This is a genomic window from Pontimicrobium sp. MEBiC06410 (assembly GCF_053601615.1).
Window position 1 is genome coordinate 129,191 of sequence record NZ_JBSHNT010000145.1, and the last position, 17,615, is coordinate 146,805.

A 17,615-nucleotide genomic window follows, 5' to 3' on the forward strand; every position below is an offset into this window, starting at 1 on the left:
ATTCTGAATAAACAGAATGCTTTTAATATTATAAAGAATTATAAGTTTTATTCTGCTGCTGCAGTTTCTTCATCCTCATCGTCGTCGTCGTCAGCATCAGATACAGATGTTCTAGAACGTTTAACTAAACATACAACAGTGTTTTCTGGATGCATAAATTTATAACCATCACTTTCTAAAGCAGTAATGTATAATTTGTTTCCAATTTTAAGTTCTGAAATATCAGCTTCAATAAAATCTGGTAAATTACCAGGTAAAGCTTTAATTCTTAAGCTACGTTTGTTTTTACGTAAAACACCACCAGCTCTAACACCTCTAGAGTTTCCTACATATGCAACAGGAATATCCATAGTGATCTCTTTATCATCAAATAATTGATAGAAATCTACGTGTAAAATTCTGTCTGTTACAGGGTGGAATTGAATGTCTTGTAAGATAGCATTATAGCTGTCTCCATTTTCTAAACTAATTACAACTGTATGCGCATTAGGTGTGTAAACCAATTTTGAGAATGCTAATTCAGCTGCTGAGAAATGAACTGTCTTGTCTCCTCCGTATAATACGCAAGGAACCTGGTCAGCATTACGTAAGGCTTTTGTTGCTTTTCTGCCCACGCTTTCTCTTAGAGATCCGTTGATTGTAATCGATTTCATTTTTGTTATTTATATTTAATTATTAATTACATTAAAAATTTAGAACTTATAGACTTATTGTAATGTACATTGTGCATTACTTCTGCAAATAAGTCTGCGCAAGTTAGTACTTTTATTTTATTACTTTCTTGCTTTAATGGTATAGAGTCTGTTACTATTAATTCTTCTAGTTTAGAGTTTTCAAGTCTCTCGTATGCACTTCCAGATAGTATAGGGTGTGTACAGATTGCTCTTACGCTAAGTGCACCTCTTTCCATCATTAAATCTGCGGCTTTGGTTAAAGTACCAGCAGTATCAACCATATCGTCTACTAAAACAACATTTTTACCAGTAACATCACCAATTAATTCCATGTGAGATATTACATTAGCTTTTGCACGTTGTTTATAACAGATAACAACATCGCTTTCTAAGGCCTTAGAGTATGCATAGGCTCTTTTAGAACCACCCATATCTGGAGAAGCAATAGTTAAATTATCTAGATTTAAGCTTTTTAAATAAGGTAAAAATACTGTAGATGCAAATAAATGGTCTACCGGTTTTTCAAAAAATCCTTGTATTTGATCTGCATGCAAATCCATTGTTATAATACGGGTTGCACCAGCAGCTTCTAACATTTTTGCTACTAATTTTGCAGCAATAGGTACTCTAGGTTTATCTTTTCTATCTTGTCTTGCCCAACCAAAGTAAGGTAAAACAGCAGTAATATGTCTAGCAGAAGCACGTTTAGCTGCATCTAGCATTAACAACATTTCCATTAAGTTTTCTGAACTTGGATTGGTAGATCCAATAACAAAAATACGTTTACCACGTATAGACTCTTCATAAGATGGTTGGAACTCTCCATCGCTATAGGTAGAGGTTATAACGTTCCCTAAAGAGGTACCATAAGAGGCTGCAATCTTTTCAGCTAAAGTTTTACTTTGCGTAATAGAAAAAATCTTAGCTTCTGGCTGTGTAATAGACATAGTTAAAATGTTGTTTTGCAGTGTGTAACACTACATGTTTTTTAATTGCGTGCAAATTTAGAGTTTTTTTTCATCTATCATAATATATATAGAGACTATTTTTAAAGTATTTACAGAAAAAAGATATATTTTTGCGCTTCCAATAGCTCAAGTGGCGGAATTGGTAGACGCGCTGGATTCAAAATCCAGTTTCTTCGGAAGTGTGGGTTCGATCCCCACCTTGAGTACTTTTTAAAACCTCAATCTATTTAACATAAATAGATTGAGGTTTTTCTTTTATTTAGATTAAGTTGTTTTTTAAGATATGTGAATATTTATGATATTGGGTAGTAACTGATTTTAATATGAATATTTTGTAGAAAAGTATTATTATAAGATAAGAGTGGAAAAAAAATAATATTAAACCTAGATTAAATTGCTTTTATAAATCCATTAATTTATTCATATTATATTAAAAACAACCCCAATGTTGCTCCCATATATGTATTTACAGGACTTTTTAAGATTTATTTGTACCTTATGAGGCTAAGTTTTTTTGTTGTAAGGTGTAGTGATTTCAGAAATTTATACATTTTTAAAACTTTTATTTAACAAGTGTTTAAAATTAAAGAAACATTTTTGCCGAATAATTCTTCAAAATCAATTAACAATCCCTAATTTAAAATTTAATGCATACGAGTTTAGCCATGTTTCAAAAACAAAAAGAAATAATTTTGGATTTGGATTCAACAAATACTTTTATCAACATTGTTGATGTAGTAGGTATTATCCAAGGAGTTCTTTTTGGCTTAATGTTTATAATTCTGAACTCTAAAAAAGAAAAAAAGAAGTATTTTGCTTATTTAGGGGGCTTTATTCTTCTTTTTTCGCTAGAGCCAATACCAAGCTTATTATACTCTCTAGACATATTAAATCAATATCCATATTTAGAGCTATTTCCAGCTCATTTTCATTTTTCGGCCTTCCCTTTATTTTACTTATATATTCAGAAAATATCGATTTTAAAAACGAAAAAAACAAATTATTGGGTTTTAATACCAGGCTTTGTCGAGTTTGTTATAGGGATATTTATTTTTATTCAACCAATTCCTATAAAATTGTCCCTAAAACCTTTTTATTATTCAATGGAATATTACGCATTTGGGCTTTTGTATTCTATTTTTATTGGAATAAAAACACTGAACTTAATAAAAAAACATCAAGTAGAAATTAAAAACCAATACACCTACTTGCTAGATAAGCAGTTAAATTGGTGTAAATGGTTCTTGTATGCAAGTATTTTATTTCAAGTTATCCTTTTAATAGATGGTTTTACGATACATAGTTTTTGGTACATTTTATCTAATGTCTCTAACTTAATATTAATTTATTGGATTTGTTTTAAAGGGTTTACACAACATTCCATAAACTCTGTGTTGGATGATTTTAAATCTTTAGACTTAAATTATAGAGAAAAAGGCTTATTGCCTTATGAAAACAGTAAGCCAGAACTTTATGTTGCAGAAGATACTATTGAAGATGATGAAAAGACATACGAATATATGGATCATAAAGAAATGAATAATATTCTTAAAAAAGTAGATGCTTATCTAGTAGAGTCTGAGGTGTATATAAATAAAGATTTTGCTTTAAACAATCTTTCTAATGCTATTAATGTACATCCAAGAAGAGTGTCGTTTTCATTAAATAAACTTACAGGATACAATTTTAATACTTATATAAATAAGTACAGAATAGATAAAGCGAAGGCCATTTTAAAAAACCCTTTAAAAGACCATTTGTCTATTGAAGGTGTAGGTATAGAAGTAGGTTTTAACTCTAGAGCTTCTTTTTATAGTGCTTTTAAAAAGTTTGAGAAATCTACACCTGCCATGTACAAAAAAAAGAGACAGGACTAATTTTGTAATTATGTTTTGAATTCAGAAATCTATACATGTAAAAGGAATTATATTAATATCTAGACTAAACAGGAATATATATTTGCATTTTTAAAACAATAGAAAAATGAAAATTTATTCTTATCAAATTAAGTTTAAGGATTTCTTTTTTGCATTAAGCGGAATTATAATAGCCATACTGGTCTATATGCTTCTTCGTTTCTATACTATTAAAGATGTTAATATACTGTATACAATACATGGGCATCAATCTCATTATAATTTAAGCCTATTGTGGTTAAGTGTATTTGTATGCTTCTTTTTCTTTTTACTCAATGTGTTTTACTTACAATTAATCATTTCTAAACGAGAAATAAAACAAGTTACAGAATCTATGCGATATGCAAATACACACATACTAAATACTTTTATATATCAAACACAAATATTAACAATAGAAGCTTCAGAAATACCTGAGTTTAATAAAGAGGTTATAAATGTTTATAATAAGTCTGTAGATGAAGCTTTAATACAATCTAAACGAATATCATCTTTAAAAAAGATTAATGAGAAAGCTATTTTAGACTGTCTCACTCCTAATTAAAATAAATACTAAAATTTAAATCAACTATAAAAATGTGCAAAATTAGATTTTTTATTATCGTAATACTTTGTTTTGTCTCTTGTTCTTTTATTTATGGGCAAGTAGGTATTAGTACAACAAATCCTCAGGCAGCTTTAGATATAGATGTAGAAACGTTAGGGCTATTGCCTCCAAGAGTAAAACTGGTAAGAACTGATGTAGCTACACCTATTACAAACCCAGTTGGAGGAAATTTGGTAGATGGAACAATTGTATATAATACAGAAACAATTAATGATGTTACACCTGGATATTATTACTGGGAAGTAGATAAGTGGGTAAGGTTTGTTTCTGAATGTTGTTGTGATAATGATTTAACATTTGCAGAAAAAGCACTAGCTATTTCATCTGGTACAAACAATAATGTAAACTTAGAGTTAACATCAACAAATGCTGGTGTAGATGCTTTTAAAATAAATCATAATGGAGCATCCATTGCAGGGATATCAAATGGAACTCATGGAAGATTAATCTATTTGTATAATGGTAGTTCTAATAAAAATTTAACATTAAGAGAAAATGATGATGCAAATGGTACAAATTCTATAAATCGTTTTTCTATAAAAGAAGATTATGTAATGGGGCCAGGTATGGCAGCTTTAATTTTTTACGATGGCTTATACTTAAAGCGATGGATAGTTGTAAAGTTTAAGGAAGAAGAAGATGATTAGTATACTACCTATTTTAGATTTTTTAATTTAAAAGAAGTAGTTAGTTGGGGCCTACAAGTCTAGTGGATTGGTAACAAAAAATAAATAGTAGAAAGTAGTAATTAGGTAATAGGATCATTTTTTAAGGACTACAAAGCGTCATAATATATTCGGGAGAAATATAACTATTGACATTAATTCTAAGCGATGTGAATTTTAAATTTGATTTGTAAAATTAGGAAAACTATTTATCCTTGTTATTTTAACTCCACTAGATATTTGTAGGAAACAACAGTTAGGTCATTTTTTTATGCTTGATCTTTTTTAAGATGGTTATTGTTTTAAAAAAAACATCATAATGTTTAAGAATATAGTAATTGAGATAGTAGTATGCTATCTATTATAGATTTTTTAATTTAAAAGGAAGTAGTTGGTTGAAGAGCCCCTGCAAATCTAGTGGATTGGTAACAAAAAATAAATAGCAGTAATTAGGAAACAGGATTATTTTTAAGGATTATAAAGGACGTCATAATATATTCGAGGAGCTAACGAAGGACGACATTAATTAATTCTAAATTACATAATCCATAAGAAAACTATTTTAAACTTGTTATTATAATTCCACTAGATATTTGTAGGTAAATATAGAATTAGGCTATTTTTTATACACTTATTTTTTTAAGAAGGTTTATGCTTAAAAAAACTATTGTGAAGTTTAAGAATAAAAACTATTGAAATAATAGAATACTACAGGTTTTAGATTTTTTAATTTAAAAAAAGTAGTTAGTTGGGGCCTACATGTCTAGTGGATAGATAACAAAAAATAAATAGTAGTAATTAGGTAATAGGATCATTTTCTAGGGATTACAAATGCGTCATAATATATTGGGGACAAATATATAGTACTGACCTTAATTAGTTCTAAACTAAGTAAACTTTATATCTGATTTGTAAAATGAGAAAACTATTTATACTTGTTATTGTAATTCCGCTAGATGTTTGTAGGTAAATATAAAGCTGATTTATTTTTTATAAGTTGTAAGCCTAATATGCTAATGACGTAAAATATTAATTAGTATTTTAGGGGTCTTTTATATACAATGGAGACAGAAAATAAAATACAAGCTATAAAGGTTAAAGATTTAGATTATTTAGAAGTTAACCTAATGATTAAATATAAAAATAAACCGTTATTGTTGTTGTTTTATAACAATGCTTGTCTTGGTTGTACAGGAAGAGCAATCCCTTTAGCGCACAAATTTAAACAAGACTATAAAAAGATACAAGTTGTAGGAATACATGTTAATTTTGGAAATGCTAAAACTACTAAAGAAGAAATTAAAAGTATCTTTACTATAAACAATTTACCTTTCCCAATTTATTTAGACGAAACAAAAAGTGTTTACGATAGTTTTAAATGTGAAGGCACTCCACATTGGGTAATAATTAATAAACAAGGGGATGTGTACAGATCTATTTTTGGCTCGCAATATGGAGCACAAAATAGATTGTATTATGCTATAGAAAGTTTAATAAATGAAACCTAGTTTTTATTTAAAAATTTTAAAGCAAATAGTCCTCCTATCCAGGCCATTGGTAAGTAGGCTGCAACAAGATCTAAAATTATAAACCAAATAGGACCAGGAATTATATAATTAATTAAAATACCACCTATTAAAAATAGAACTCCAATAACTAATGCAAATTTCATTTTATTTTTAGCAGCTATCATTCCTGCAATAAAAGCACCAATTAGTGTGCCTAAAGCATGAGCTAAAAAAGGAAAAATAAAGTATCTATAATCTAAAGCGGGCATAATTTCTGCTATGGAATTTAAATCGTTTGGGTCTAAATCTGCTATAGGAAATAATATGTGGCCTACTTTTACTAACCCCATATTAATACTACTACCACCAAGCCATCCAGCTAAAACGGCGAAGATGTTTCTAACTTTTGGATTCATAATTGTAATTTTTTTGAATACAGTTACAGTCTTAAAGATAAAGGATATAGAAATAAAATGTTATAATATACCATGTCAGTTTTAAATACATGTAATATTGAGTCTGTTTTTTCTAAAAAAACATAAGATTATTATTTGTTGTAGATCATAGTTTCTATGTGCTAAATACTAGCAATAATATTCTATTTTTAATGTATATTTGAGTCACTCTAAACTCAATATTTATGTTAGAAGAACTTTGGTTTAATATACAATACGGCATTAATCACGTTTTAGATATTAATGCGTACGATCATGTCCTGTTTTTAATAGTGTTAACAGTGCCTTATTTGTTTAAAGACTGGAAACGCGTATTTTTATTAGTTACACTCTTTACGGTTGGGCACACATTGTCTTTAATTTTAGCAACATACGGAGCAGTAAAAGTATCGGCAAGTATTGTAGAGTTTTTAATACCAGTAACTATACTTGTTGTCGCTTTATTTAATGTATTTACAGCAGGCAAAGGGGCGCAGAAAGAAAAAGTAGGAGTATTGTTTTTCTCTACACTGTTTTTTGGTTTGGTACATGGTTTAGGTTTTGCAAGAGAACTATCTATTCTAGTTGGTAAAAACGATAATAAAATAGTAACACTTCTTGAATTTGCTTTAGGAATAGAGATTGCACAAATAATTATTGTTTTTATAGTTCTGTTTTTAGGATATTTAACGCAGACAGTTTTTAGATTCTCTAAAAGAGATTGGATTATGGTTGTATCAGCTATAGTTGTAGGATTGGTAATCCCTATGCTATTAAATAGAAATATATTTTAACAATAACATAAAGTTTTCATAAATCTTCAATATTTAAATTGTAATTAAAATACAATCAACTTATCTTCGTTATATTAGTTTATAAGCGTACAACTTTAGTTTTTAATGAACTAAAAAAAATTAATGGGGCTATAAATAGAAAACACCCTGTTTTTAGTAGGTACTTACAATGTTAATGATAGTTTTTATACATGCCAAAACATAAACAACACAGATACGATAAAGCATACTTGCGAATAGCTGAAGAATGGGGAAAATTATCCTTTTGTAAAAGAAGACAAGTAGGAGCATTAATTGTTAAAGATAGAATGATAATATCTGATGGATTTAATGGCACTCCAACAGGGTTTGAAAACTTTTGTGAAGACGATGAGGGGTATACAAAATGGTATGTGTTGCATGCAGAAGCAAATGCAATATTAAAAGTGGCTTCATCTACACAATCCTGTAAAGGAGCAACATTATATATTACTATGTCTCCATGTAAAGAATGTAGTAAGCTAATACATCAAGCAGGGATTGTTAGAGTTGTTTATAAAGAAGGATACAAGGATGACTCCGGACTTAAATTTTTAGATAAAGCAGGAATAATAATAGAACAAATAGAAGATTCTAGAGCGTAATGAATACATATAAAAAATACTTCCCACTTATTATAGGTGCTGCAATAGCGGTTGGTATTTTTATTGGTGGAACACTAAACTTTAATGATAGCTCAGACCGGTTATTTACATCTAATAGTAAAAAAGACAAATTAAATAGACTTATAGATTACATAGACTACGAGTATGTAGATGAGATTAATACAGATAGCATTGTAGATGTTACAGTTAATGGTATTTTAGAGAATCTAGATCCGCATTCTGTATACATTCCAAAAGAAGAAATGGAAAGTGTAACAGAAAATATGAAAGGAGATTTTGTAGGCATTGGCGTAAGTTTTTACCCCTACAACGACTCTATTGCTGTAATACGGGCTATAGAAGGAGGGCCTAGCGCAAAAGCAGGTATAAAAGGAGGAGATAGAATTGTATTTGCAAATGGAGATACATTGTACGGAAGAGATGGAGCAAATGGAGATTTGGTAAAACGATTAAAAGGCCCAATAAATACAGAAGTATTATTAGAAGTTTATAGAAGAGGAGAGCCAGAACTATTAAAGTTTAAAATTAAACGAGATCATATCCCTATTAAAAGTGTAGACGCCTCGTACATGCTAACAAGAACACTAGGTTACATTAAAATAAATAGATTTGCTGAGTCTACATATAAAGAATTTAAGCGAGCACTTAATAATTTGCAAAAAGATGGAGCAACAGAACTAGTGTTAGATTTAAGAGGGAATCCAGGTGGGTTTTTAGGTATCGCTGAACAAATCGTAGATGAGTTTTTAGAAGACGATAAATTAATTTTATTTACTAAAAATAAACGCGGTAAAATAGAAAAAAGTTTTGCAACTAGACGAGGTGCATTCGAAGACGGACATGTATATGTCTTAATAGATGAAAACTCTGCTTCTGCAAGCGAAATCGTAGCAGGAGCTTTACAAGATAACGATAAAGGAACCATTGTTGGTAGACGATCTTACGGTAAAGGCTTAGTGCAACGCGAAATGAAATTAGGAGATGGAAGTGCAGTGCGTTTAACGGTCTCTAGATATTATACACCGACAGGAAGATCTATACAACGATCTTACAAAAAAGGAAATGCAGATTATTTTGATGACTACTATTCTAGGGTAGATAATGGTGAGTTGCTAGATCCAGAAAAAATTAAAGTTGCAGACTCTTTAAAATTCACAACACCTAAAGGTAAAGTAGTTTATGGAGGAGGAGGTATAATACCAGATGTTTTTGTTGCTTTAGACACAGGAATGCAAAACGAAACCATTACGTTTTTACAACGTAGAGGTTATATAAATAGCTTTGCTTTTGAAGTATTAGAAAAAGATAGAACTGTTTTTAAAGATGAAACTAGGCAAGATTTTATAGATAATTATAAAGTTGAAGATGATGTAGTTGTAGAGTTTCAAGACTATTTAAAAATAAAACGCAGAACAAATATGGTTTTTGTTGCCTATAAAGAAGAAGTTAAGCAATATTTAAAAGCAGCAATAGCAGAGCAACTTTTTGGAGCTGGAGCTTTTGAAGAAGTTATAAATAAAAAAGATGTTATGATTAATGAAGTTATAACCCTAAGTGAAGAAAATAAATAACCTGCTAGGCTTTATCGTGCACTTTGGTGTGTTTTCCATTATTCCATAGTGTTAAAATATCTGTTGCTACATGTGCACCACTACCTGCAGCAATAGAAAACTGACTTCTCCAACCAGCCAAAGTACCAGCAACATATAATCCCTTTTCAATACAGTGATCTGTGTTTTTTAGCCAAATTCTATTTTTTTCTATTGCAGCTCTAGGATGAGGTTCTATGTAATTTTCAAGTCCTTTTATAGTAATTAAATTTGTATAACCTACAGCTATAACAACATGCTTAGCTATGTATTCGTTTTTATTAGTTGTTACCTTAAAACCTATAGCCGTTTTTTCTATTTGTAGCGTTTTCTCTTTATCAATTTGTTGTACTTCAGGATATAAGTCTGTTAGTTGCTGCTTACCTTCAATTAAAATATTTTTACCTAGAGTTGCAGGAGCAAAACCTAAAACATTATTTAATAAAGCGTTTTGTAGGTGAGAGGTTTTTTGGTGTGTAATTATAGCTACACACTTGTCTTTGGCATACGGTTTATTTAAGGCAGAGCCTAAAACAAGAGCGCAAGATAGGCCTGCGGCACCACCACCTATAATTAAAGTATCTATCATTTTTTTCTAGATTGCGTTTCTATTTTTTTAGAAACACGTAAAATCTGTAATAAAATAATTCCGCAAAGGGCAGCAAAAATAGTAATTAAGCCTATAATACTTTGCCCTTCAAAAGGAGTGTCCCAATTAATTTTTGTAGCATTATATATAATTAATCCAATAGCAATAATTGTAAAAATGTATGTAAAAAGTTTCATTAGTTTCTATATTTAATTTGTAAACATACTTTAAAGATACTACTATTATTAGGCAAGTAAAACCTTAATATTTTGTGCAAAAAGTTTTACAGCAATAGCTAATAAAATAACTCCAAAAACTTTACGTATAATTTTAATACCGTTTGGACCAATAAAACGCTCAATACGACTAGACGTTTTTAATACTATATAAATAAGGATAACATTTAATATAACAGCTATAATAATATTTTCTATTCTAAATTCAGCACGCAGAGACAACAAGGTTGTTAAACTACCTGGGCCTGCTATTAAAGGAAAAGCTAAAGGGAAAACAGAAGCTGTAATAGAGTTGCCATCCTCATCATCTTTATATAGGGTAATACCTAGAATCATTTCTAAAGCAATAAAAAATAAAATAAAAGCACCAGCAACGGCAAAAGAATTTACATCTATTCCTATAAGCGACAATAAACTTTGTCCTAGAAAAAGAAAAACAATCATAATAATACCAGCAATAATAGAAGCTTTTTCACTCTGTATATGTCCAACTTTTTTGCGTAAATCTATAATAATAGGAATGTTTCCTATAATATCTATTACAGCAAAAAGGACCATAAAGGCCGTAATAATTTCTTTAAAATTAAGAAGCATAATTTGCGCGATTTAAATTTTCGGCAAAAATAGTGCTTTAGAATTATATAGTGTATTAAACTAACGTAAAGTTTAATTAAAACACCTAAACAATTATAAGTTGTTTTAAAGGTGATATTTTTTGTAGTAATACTATATTTGTATTCTATTAGAATTAGTATTTATGTTTCAATTAGGAAAAACAATTGTTTCAGAAGAAATTATCGAAAACGATTTTATGTGCAACCTTTCAGCATGTAAAGGCGCTTGCTGTGTAGATGGAGATGCTGGAGCGCCATTAACAAAAGAAGAAACACAAATACTTGAAGATATTTACCCAGAAGTAAAGCCATTTTTACGCAAAGAAGGTATAAAAGCAATAGAAGAGCAAGGCACATTTATTACAAGTCATTTTGGAGAATTGGAAACCCCTTTAATAGATGGTGCAGATTGTGCCTATGTTATCTTTGATGAAAAAAAAACTGCACTTTGTGGAATAGAAGAAGCATATAATCAAGGTGTCGTTTCTTGGAAAAAACCAATCTCATGTCACCTATATCCAATTAGAGTAAAAGAATATAGTGAGTTTTCTGCTGTTAATTACGACAAATGGAGCATCTGTAGTGATGCCTGTACATTAGGTAAAGAGTTACAAATTCCTATATACAAATTTGTAAAAGAAGCACTTATTAGAAAATTCGGAGAAGATTGGTATAATGAATTAGAGAAGGTAGCAGAGCAAAAACTAAATCAATAAAAACTAATTCACTTTTTTTAGTATAACTACGTTAAGCTGTTTAACAAGTTGTATAAATATTTTTATTGTAAAGAACTCATGCCTAGCATGCTATATAAGCATATTTTAAAGTGTTAAATTTTGGTATATACAAATTATAGCTTTAAAATTTTTATATGGGCTATAAAATAATTATTAAAAAAAGTAAAACACTTTAAACCTCAATAAAACACGCTAGTAACATCACATTTCAACATTTAGTGTTAAAAACTTTACGAAGTTTTAATAGATATAGGCTTTCAGAATTAGATGTAATTTGCAATCTTTGTTTGTCTCAAAACGAGTTAAAATTTCATTTCATTTTTTCATAAAAATAACACTAAATTATGTCTCAAAGCGTCGAGCCAATTTTACAAGAAAATAAAGATAGATTTGTAATATTCCCTATTCAGCATCATGATATTTGGGAATGGTATAAAAAATCTGAAGCTAGTTTTTGGACAGCAGAAGAGATCGATCTACATCAAGATCTTACAGATTGGAAAAACAAATTAAACGATGACGAGCGTTATTTTATAAAACACATCTTAGCATTTTTCGCAGCTAGTGATGGTATTGTAAATGAAAATTTAGCAGAAAATTTTGTAAACGAAGTACAATATAGTGAGGCAAAATTCTTTTATGGATTTCAAATCATGATGGAAAATATTCATAGTGAAACCTATTCGCTATTAATAGATACCTATGTAAAAGACGAAAAAGAGAAAAACGGTCTATTTAATGCTATAGAAACCTTCCCTGCAATTAAGAAAAAAGCAGATTGGGCTCTTAAATGGATTGAGTCTCCAAGTTTCGCAGAGCGTTTAATAGCATTTGCAGCAGTAGAAGGTATATTCTTTTCTGGAGCATTTTGTTCTATTTTCTGGTTAAAGAAAAGAGGACTAATGCCAGGTTTAACATTCTCTAACGAATTGATTTCTAGAGATGAAGGCGTACACTGTGATTTTGCAGTGCACCTACACGAAAAGCATTTAGTAAATAAAGTGCCAAAAGAAAGAATAAGAGAAATTATAGTAGACGCTTTAAATATTGAAAGAGAATTTATTACAGAGTCTCTTCCAGCAAGTTTAATTGGCATGAACGCCAAATTGATGGAACAATATTTAGAATTTGTAACCGATAGACTTTTAGGAGAACTAGGTTGCGAAAAAGAATATAATACAGCAAACCCTTTCGATTTTATGGATATGATTTCGCTTCAAGGAAAAACAAATTTTTTCGAGAAACGTGTATCCGAATATCAAAAAGCAGGAGTGCTTAACAAAGAAGAAGAAGAAGATAAATTCAGTTTTGATGCTGATTTTTAGATAAATGTGAATCTTCTGCCTAATAATTTAGGTAACCTAACAAAACACCACATTAAATAAAGCTACGTAGCTTCCATTAAATAAATGTGCTAAATGGAAACTGGCTAGCGTAATTAAAATAATTCATTAACTGGAATTATAATTTGCTCCCAAATAGCACGTTATAAATTTAGAATAACCAACTAACCCTTTTTCTGAATGGGCGATTCAGAAAAACTAAAAAAAGTGTAAAGTATGTTTGTAATTAAAAGAGACGGAAGAAAAGAACAAATAATGTTCGACAAAATTACTGCTAGAATTCGTAAACTATGTTATGGTTTAAACGAACTTGTAGACCCATTAAAAGTTGCTATGCGTGTAATTGAAGGATTATATGATGGAGTAACAACTAGTGAGCTAGATAATTTAGCAGCAGAAGTAGCGGCAACAATGACGACTGCTCACCCAGATTATGCGCGTTTGGCAGCACGTATATCTGTTTCTAACTTACATAAAAACACAAAGAAAACTTTTAGTGAAGTTATGCAAGATTTGTATACTTACGTAAATCCTAGAACTGGTAAAGATGCACCACTTTTAGCAGACGATGTATACAATGTTATTATGGAAAATAAAGATAGATTAGATTCTACAATAATCTATAATAGAGATTTTGGTTACGATTACTTTGGATTTAAAACCTTAGAACGCTCTTACCTTTTAAAATTAAACGGGAAAATAGCCGAAAGACCGCAACACATGTTAATGCGTGTTTCTATAGGAATACATTTAAACGATTTAGATGCAGCCATAGAAACGTACGAATTAATGTCTAAAAAGTATTTTACACACGCTACGCCAACATTATTTAACTCAGGAACACCAAAACCACAAATGTCTTCATGTTTCTTATTAACAATGAAAGAAGACAGTATAGATGGTATATACGATACATTAAAACAAACAGCAAGAATATCGCAATCTGCCGGAGGAATAGGCTTATCTATACACAATATTCGTGCAACAGGAAGTTATATAGCTGGAACAAATGGAACTAGTAATGGTATTGTGCCAATGCTACAAGTATTTAACGATACAGCACGTTATGTAGATCAAGGAGGCGGAAAGCGTAAAGGAAGTTTTGCAATGTATATAGAACCTTGGCATGCAGATATTTTCGATTTCCTAGATCTTAAAAAGAACCACGGAAAAGAAGAAATGCGTGCAAGAGATTTATTTTATGCTATGTGGATGCCAGATTTATTCATGAAGCGTGTACAAGAAGATGGAAATTGGACACTAATGTGCCCTAATGAATGTCCAGGATTGTGCGATGTACATAGTGAAGAATTTGAAGCACTTTATACAGGTTACGAAGCAGCAGGAAAAGGACGTAAAACAATTAAGGCGCGTGAGCTTTGGGAGAAAATATTAGAATCTCAAATAGAAACGGGTACACCATACATGTTGTACAAGGATGCAGCAAACCGTAAATCTAATCAAAAGAATTTAGGAACTATCCGTTCATCAAACCTATGTACAGAGATTATGGAGTACACTTCTCCAGATGAGGTGGCTGTATGTAATTTAGCATCTATTGCATTGCCAATGTTTGTTAAAAACGGAGTGTTCGACCATAAAGAGTTATTTAGAATTACAAAACGCGTAACTAAAAACTTAAATAGAGTAATAGATAGAAACTACTATCCAGTAGAAGAAGCTAAAAACTCTAATATGCGCCACAGACCAGTAGGTCTGGGAGTACAAGGATTGGCAGATACATTTATTAAGCTTAGAATGCCTTTTACAAGTGATGAGGCTAAAAAACTAAATAAAGATATTTTTGAAACCTTATACTTTGCAGCTGTTACAGCATCAATGGAAGAAGCTAAAGCAGATGGGCCATACGAAACATATGAGGGCTCTCCAATAAGTAAAGGAGAATTTCAATATAACCTATGGGGAATAAAAGATGAAGAATTAAGCGGACTTTGGAATTGGGATAAATTGCGTAAACAAGTACTTAAACATGGTGTACGTAATTCATTATTAGTCGCACCAATGCCAACAGCATCAACCTCTCAAATTCTAGGAAATAATGAGTGTTTTGAACCATACACATCTAACATTTATACACGCCGAGTATTATCTGGAGAATTTATTGTTGTAAACAAGCATTTATTAGAAGATTTAGTAGAATTAGGGCTTTGGAATGATGGTTTAAAGAACGAAATAATGAGAGCTAATGGATCTGTTCAAAATGTAGATGTTATACCTCAAGATATAAAAGACCTATACAAAACCGTTTGGGAATTAAGTATGAAAGATATTATAGATATGTCTCGTCAACGAGGATACTTTATAGATCAATCACAATCTTTAAACTTATTCTTAGAAGGAGCTACTATGGCTAAGTTAACATCAATGCATTTTTATGCTTGGAAAAGTGGCTTAAAAACGGGTATGTATTATTTACGTACTAAGAGTGCGGTAGATGCAATTAAATTTACTGTAGAAAAGTCTAAAAAAACAGAGCCAGTAGCTAAATCTCTAGATGCACAGCAAACTATTGTAGAACAAAAGCAACAAAAAGCAGCTAATACTGCAGCTAAATTTGCAAAAGAAGCGATAGATGTAGAGCCAATGAGTCCAGAAGAAATGAAAGCTTTAATAGAGCAAGCAAAAGCTGCAGAAGGAGACGATTGCTTAATGTGTGGATCTTAAGCGAATAGCTGCTTTTTAAAATTAATTTAAGTGTTATAAAAGCATCCTATTTTAGGGTGCTTTTTTCAGAAATACTATTACTAACTAAAATAAAACCATGAATAAAACAAATTTTAAAGTAACCCCAGATTTATATGCTAGTAAAGGGAGCCGTTTTGCTAATTACATTATAGATCTTATTGTAATATTAGCAGTGCTTTTTGGAGGGTTTATGCTTTTTGGATACTTCTATTATTCGTATGCTACAGATACAACAACAATGGATAATTTTTTAAATGAGACTAACGAGATAAATCCATTATTAGATAGGTTAATCACAGGGTTGGTTCTTGCGCTATGCTACTTTATTATGGAAACAGTACTTAAAGGAAAATCTGTAGGTAAATATGTAACAAAGACAAGAGTTGTTATGGAGGATGGTGCTATGCCAAAAACTGGAGATTTAATTAAAAGGAGTTTGTGTAGAATTATACCATTCGATCAGTTTTCTTTTTTAGGAGCACAAGGAAGAGGTTGGCATGATTCTATATCCAATACTTATGTTGTTGATGAGAAACTATTTAATGCCAAGAAAGAGTCAGCTAATAATCTAGATCAAATAGGAAAATATGTAGAAGATTAATAAGTTTTACATAAAACTTATAAATAAAAAGCATCCTAAATTTAGGATGCTTTTTGTATATATATGGACTAATACTAATCTGTTGAAGCCATCAAAGCAAAAAACTTATTAATATTAGGAAGTATTATAATACGCGTACGTCTATTTTTAGAGCGCCCTTCTCTAGTATCGTTATCTGTTAAAGGTTGGTAGCTACTACGGCCAGAAGCAATTAGTTTTTCAGGAGCCACGCCATAATCTTTCTGTAGCTTTCTAACCACAGATGTAGCTCTAAGAACACTTAAATCCCAATTATCTGCAATTTTATCTGTATTAATACTTCTAGAATCTGTATGCCCTTCAACCATAACATCTATACTAGGCTCAGAATTAATAACATCTGCTAATTTTTGTAAAATAGTATTAGCTTTAGGATTTAACCTATAACTACCACTGTTAAAAAGCATTTTGTCCGAAATAGAAATCATAACTACAGTTTCATTAATATCTACACTAATGTCTTCGTCTTCATTTAAAGAACTGGTATCTATAGTACGATTTAGGTGATAATCTATAGCTAAATTCATAGAATCTTTTAATGTTTTAGCTTGATTTAGTACATGCGGATCTACTTGAGTTAATGTTTCTCGCATTCTTTGTTTAGTAAGGTTAGATGCTAATGTACCGTCTTCTGAGACAGCAAATTTAGTATCGTTTTCTAACTTTAAACCCTCAACGTTTTCAGTTAAAGAATTAATTTTTGAATTGTATTGATTAACTCTAGCCTCTATAATAGAAAACTTGTTTTCTAGATCTTCTTTTTCTACTCGAGTTTTGGTAAGTTCATTAGTTAATTCACCTTTTTCTTGCTCTAAAGCCAAGTATTTCTTTTTTGAAACACAAGATGTAAATATTAATAAAGAAACTAATGTCATTGAAATAATTCTCATAATATGTCTTTTTGTTTTCTATAAATACGGAGGAATTATGATTATAGATGTTTCTTAATAA

The 17,615-nt window shown here is 30.4% G+C and carries 18 protein-coding genes and 1 tRNA gene; 12 read left to right on the forward strand and 7 right to left on the reverse strand.

The genetic code is table 11. The annotated features are described in order from the left end of the window. Positions 1 to 47: 47 nt before the first annotated feature. Together ACVC08_RS06820 and ACVC08_RS06825 are read right to left on the reverse strand one after the other, a co-directional pair. On the reverse strand, positions 48 to 653 hold the full coding sequence (locus ACVC08_RS06820) for a 50S ribosomal protein L25/general stress protein Ctc (RefSeq protein ID WP_452599462.1): 606 nt from the start codon (positions 651 to 653) through the stop codon (positions 48 to 50). A 26-nt stretch (positions 654 to 679) separates the two neighbouring features. Further along, positions 680 to 1,621 carry a ribose-phosphate pyrophosphokinase gene (locus ACVC08_RS06825; RefSeq protein WP_452599461.1) on the reverse strand — a complete coding sequence of 314 codons (942 nt, stop codon included), beginning with the start codon at positions 1,619 to 1,621 and terminating at the stop codon, positions 680 to 682. A gap of 145 nt (positions 1,622 to 1,766) precedes the next feature. On the opposite strand from ACVC08_RS06825, the gene ACVC08_RS06830 reads away from it, so the two are divergent. From ACVC08_RS06830 to ACVC08_RS06850, 5 genes are all read left to right on the forward strand, one after another. Next, positions 1,767 to 1,848 (forward strand) — tRNA-Leu (locus tag ACVC08_RS06830). A gap of 441 nt (positions 1,849 to 2,289) precedes the next feature. After that, on the forward strand, positions 2,290 to 3,519 hold the full coding sequence (locus tag ACVC08_RS06835) for a helix-turn-helix domain-containing protein (RefSeq protein ID WP_452601496.1): 1,230 nt from the start codon (positions 2,290 to 2,292) through the stop codon (positions 3,517 to 3,519). Positions 3,520 to 3,625: 106 nt separating this feature from the next. Continuing rightward, positions 3,626 to 4,102: a hypothetical protein gene (locus ACVC08_RS06840; RefSeq protein WP_452599459.1), complete on the forward strand. Its 477-nt coding sequence runs from the start codon at positions 3,626 to 3,628 to the stop codon at positions 4,100 to 4,102. A gap of 32 nt (positions 4,103 to 4,134) precedes the next feature. Then, positions 4,135 to 4,812: a hypothetical protein gene (locus tag ACVC08_RS06845; RefSeq protein WP_452599458.1), complete on the forward strand. Its 678-nt coding sequence runs from the start codon at positions 4,135 to 4,137 to the stop codon at positions 4,810 to 4,812. A gap of 1,079 nt (positions 4,813 to 5,891) precedes the next feature. Then, a complete protein-coding gene (locus tag ACVC08_RS06850) occupies positions 5,892 to 6,338 on the forward strand; it encodes a TlpA family protein disulfide reductase (protein ID WP_452601497.1) in 447 nt (148 codons plus the stop codon). Here the strand turns inward: ACVC08_RS06850 and ACVC08_RS06855 are convergent. Continuing rightward, positions 6,335 to 6,754, reverse strand: a complete 420-nt coding sequence (locus tag ACVC08_RS06855) for a hypothetical protein (protein ID WP_452601498.1) — start codon at positions 6,752 to 6,754, stop codon at positions 6,335 to 6,337. The genes ACVC08_RS06850 and ACVC08_RS06855 overlap by 4 nt on opposite strands. Before the next feature lie 224 nt (positions 6,755 to 6,978). On the opposite strand from ACVC08_RS06855, the gene ACVC08_RS06860 reads away from it, so the two are divergent. From ACVC08_RS06860 to ACVC08_RS06870, 3 genes are all read left to right on the forward strand, one after another. Beyond that, a complete protein-coding gene (locus tag ACVC08_RS06860) occupies positions 6,979 to 7,566 on the forward strand; it encodes a HupE/UreJ family protein (protein ID WP_452599455.1) in 588 nt (195 codons plus the stop codon). Between the two features lie 191 nt (positions 7,567 to 7,757). After that, positions 7,758 to 8,189: a deoxycytidylate deaminase gene (locus tag ACVC08_RS06865; RefSeq protein ID WP_452599454.1), complete on the forward strand. Its 432-nt coding sequence runs from the start codon at positions 7,758 to 7,760 to the stop codon at positions 8,187 to 8,189. Next, positions 8,189 to 9,781, forward strand: coding sequence for a S41 family peptidase (locus ACVC08_RS06870; RefSeq protein ID WP_452599453.1), 1,593 nt, complete (start codon positions 8,189 to 8,191; stop codon positions 9,779 to 9,781). Before ACVC08_RS06865 ends, ACVC08_RS06870 begins: the two co-directional genes overlap by 1 nt. Before the next feature lie 4 nt (positions 9,782 to 9,785). Here ACVC08_RS06870 and ACVC08_RS06875 read toward each other — a convergent pair whose 3' ends face one another. Genes ACVC08_RS06875 through ACVC08_RS06885 form a run of 3 tightly spaced genes read right to left on the reverse strand, consistent with a single transcriptional unit; the run spans position 9,786 to position 11,218 of the window. Further along, entirely contained in the window at positions 9,786 to 10,388 is a 603-nt protein-coding gene (locus ACVC08_RS06875; protein ID WP_452601499.1) for an FAD-dependent oxidoreductase, read from the reverse strand. Next, the gene (locus ACVC08_RS06880) at positions 10,385 to 10,585 is read right to left on the reverse strand and encodes a hypothetical protein (protein ID WP_452599451.1); all 201 of its coding nucleotides are present in this window, start codon (positions 10,583 to 10,585) and stop codon (positions 10,385 to 10,387) included. The genes ACVC08_RS06875 and ACVC08_RS06880 overlap by 4 nt, the downstream gene beginning before the upstream one ends. Before the next feature lie 48 nt (positions 10,586 to 10,633). Continuing rightward, positions 10,634 to 11,218: a MarC family protein gene (locus tag ACVC08_RS06885; protein ID WP_452599450.1), complete on the reverse strand. Its 585-nt coding sequence runs from the start codon at positions 11,216 to 11,218 to the stop codon at positions 10,634 to 10,636. 163 nt (positions 11,219 to 11,381) lie between these two features. On the opposite strand from ACVC08_RS06885, the gene ACVC08_RS06890 reads away from it, so the two are divergent. The 4 genes from ACVC08_RS06890 (at position 11,382) to ACVC08_RS06905 (ending at position 16,625) form a co-directional block, all read left to right on the forward strand. Then, positions 11,382 to 11,954, forward strand: a complete 573-nt coding sequence (locus tag ACVC08_RS06890; protein WP_452599449.1) for a DUF3109 family protein — start codon at positions 11,382 to 11,384, stop codon at positions 11,952 to 11,954. 365 nt (positions 11,955 to 12,319) lie between these two features. After that, positions 12,320 to 13,300, forward strand: coding sequence for a ribonucleotide-diphosphate reductase subunit beta (locus tag ACVC08_RS06895; RefSeq protein WP_452599448.1), 981 nt, complete (start codon positions 12,320 to 12,322; stop codon positions 13,298 to 13,300). Between the two features lie 234 nt (positions 13,301 to 13,534). Then, positions 13,535 to 16,003 (forward strand): ribonucleoside-diphosphate reductase subunit alpha, encoded by a 2,469-nt coding sequence (locus ACVC08_RS06900; RefSeq protein WP_452601500.1) that lies wholly within the window; start codon positions 13,535 to 13,537, stop codon positions 16,001 to 16,003. A 97-nt stretch (positions 16,004 to 16,100) separates the two neighbouring features. Beyond that, positions 16,101 to 16,625: an RDD family protein gene (locus ACVC08_RS06905; protein WP_452599446.1), complete on the forward strand. Its 525-nt coding sequence runs from the start codon at positions 16,101 to 16,103 to the stop codon at positions 16,623 to 16,625. 74 nt (positions 16,626 to 16,699) lie between these two features. Here ACVC08_RS06905 and ACVC08_RS06910 read toward each other — a convergent pair whose 3' ends face one another. Next, positions 16,700 to 17,554, reverse strand: a complete 855-nt coding sequence (locus ACVC08_RS06910) for an OmpA/MotB family protein (RefSeq protein ID WP_452599445.1) — start codon at positions 17,552 to 17,554, stop codon at positions 16,700 to 16,702. Positions 17,555 to 17,615 lie beyond the last annotated feature (61 nt).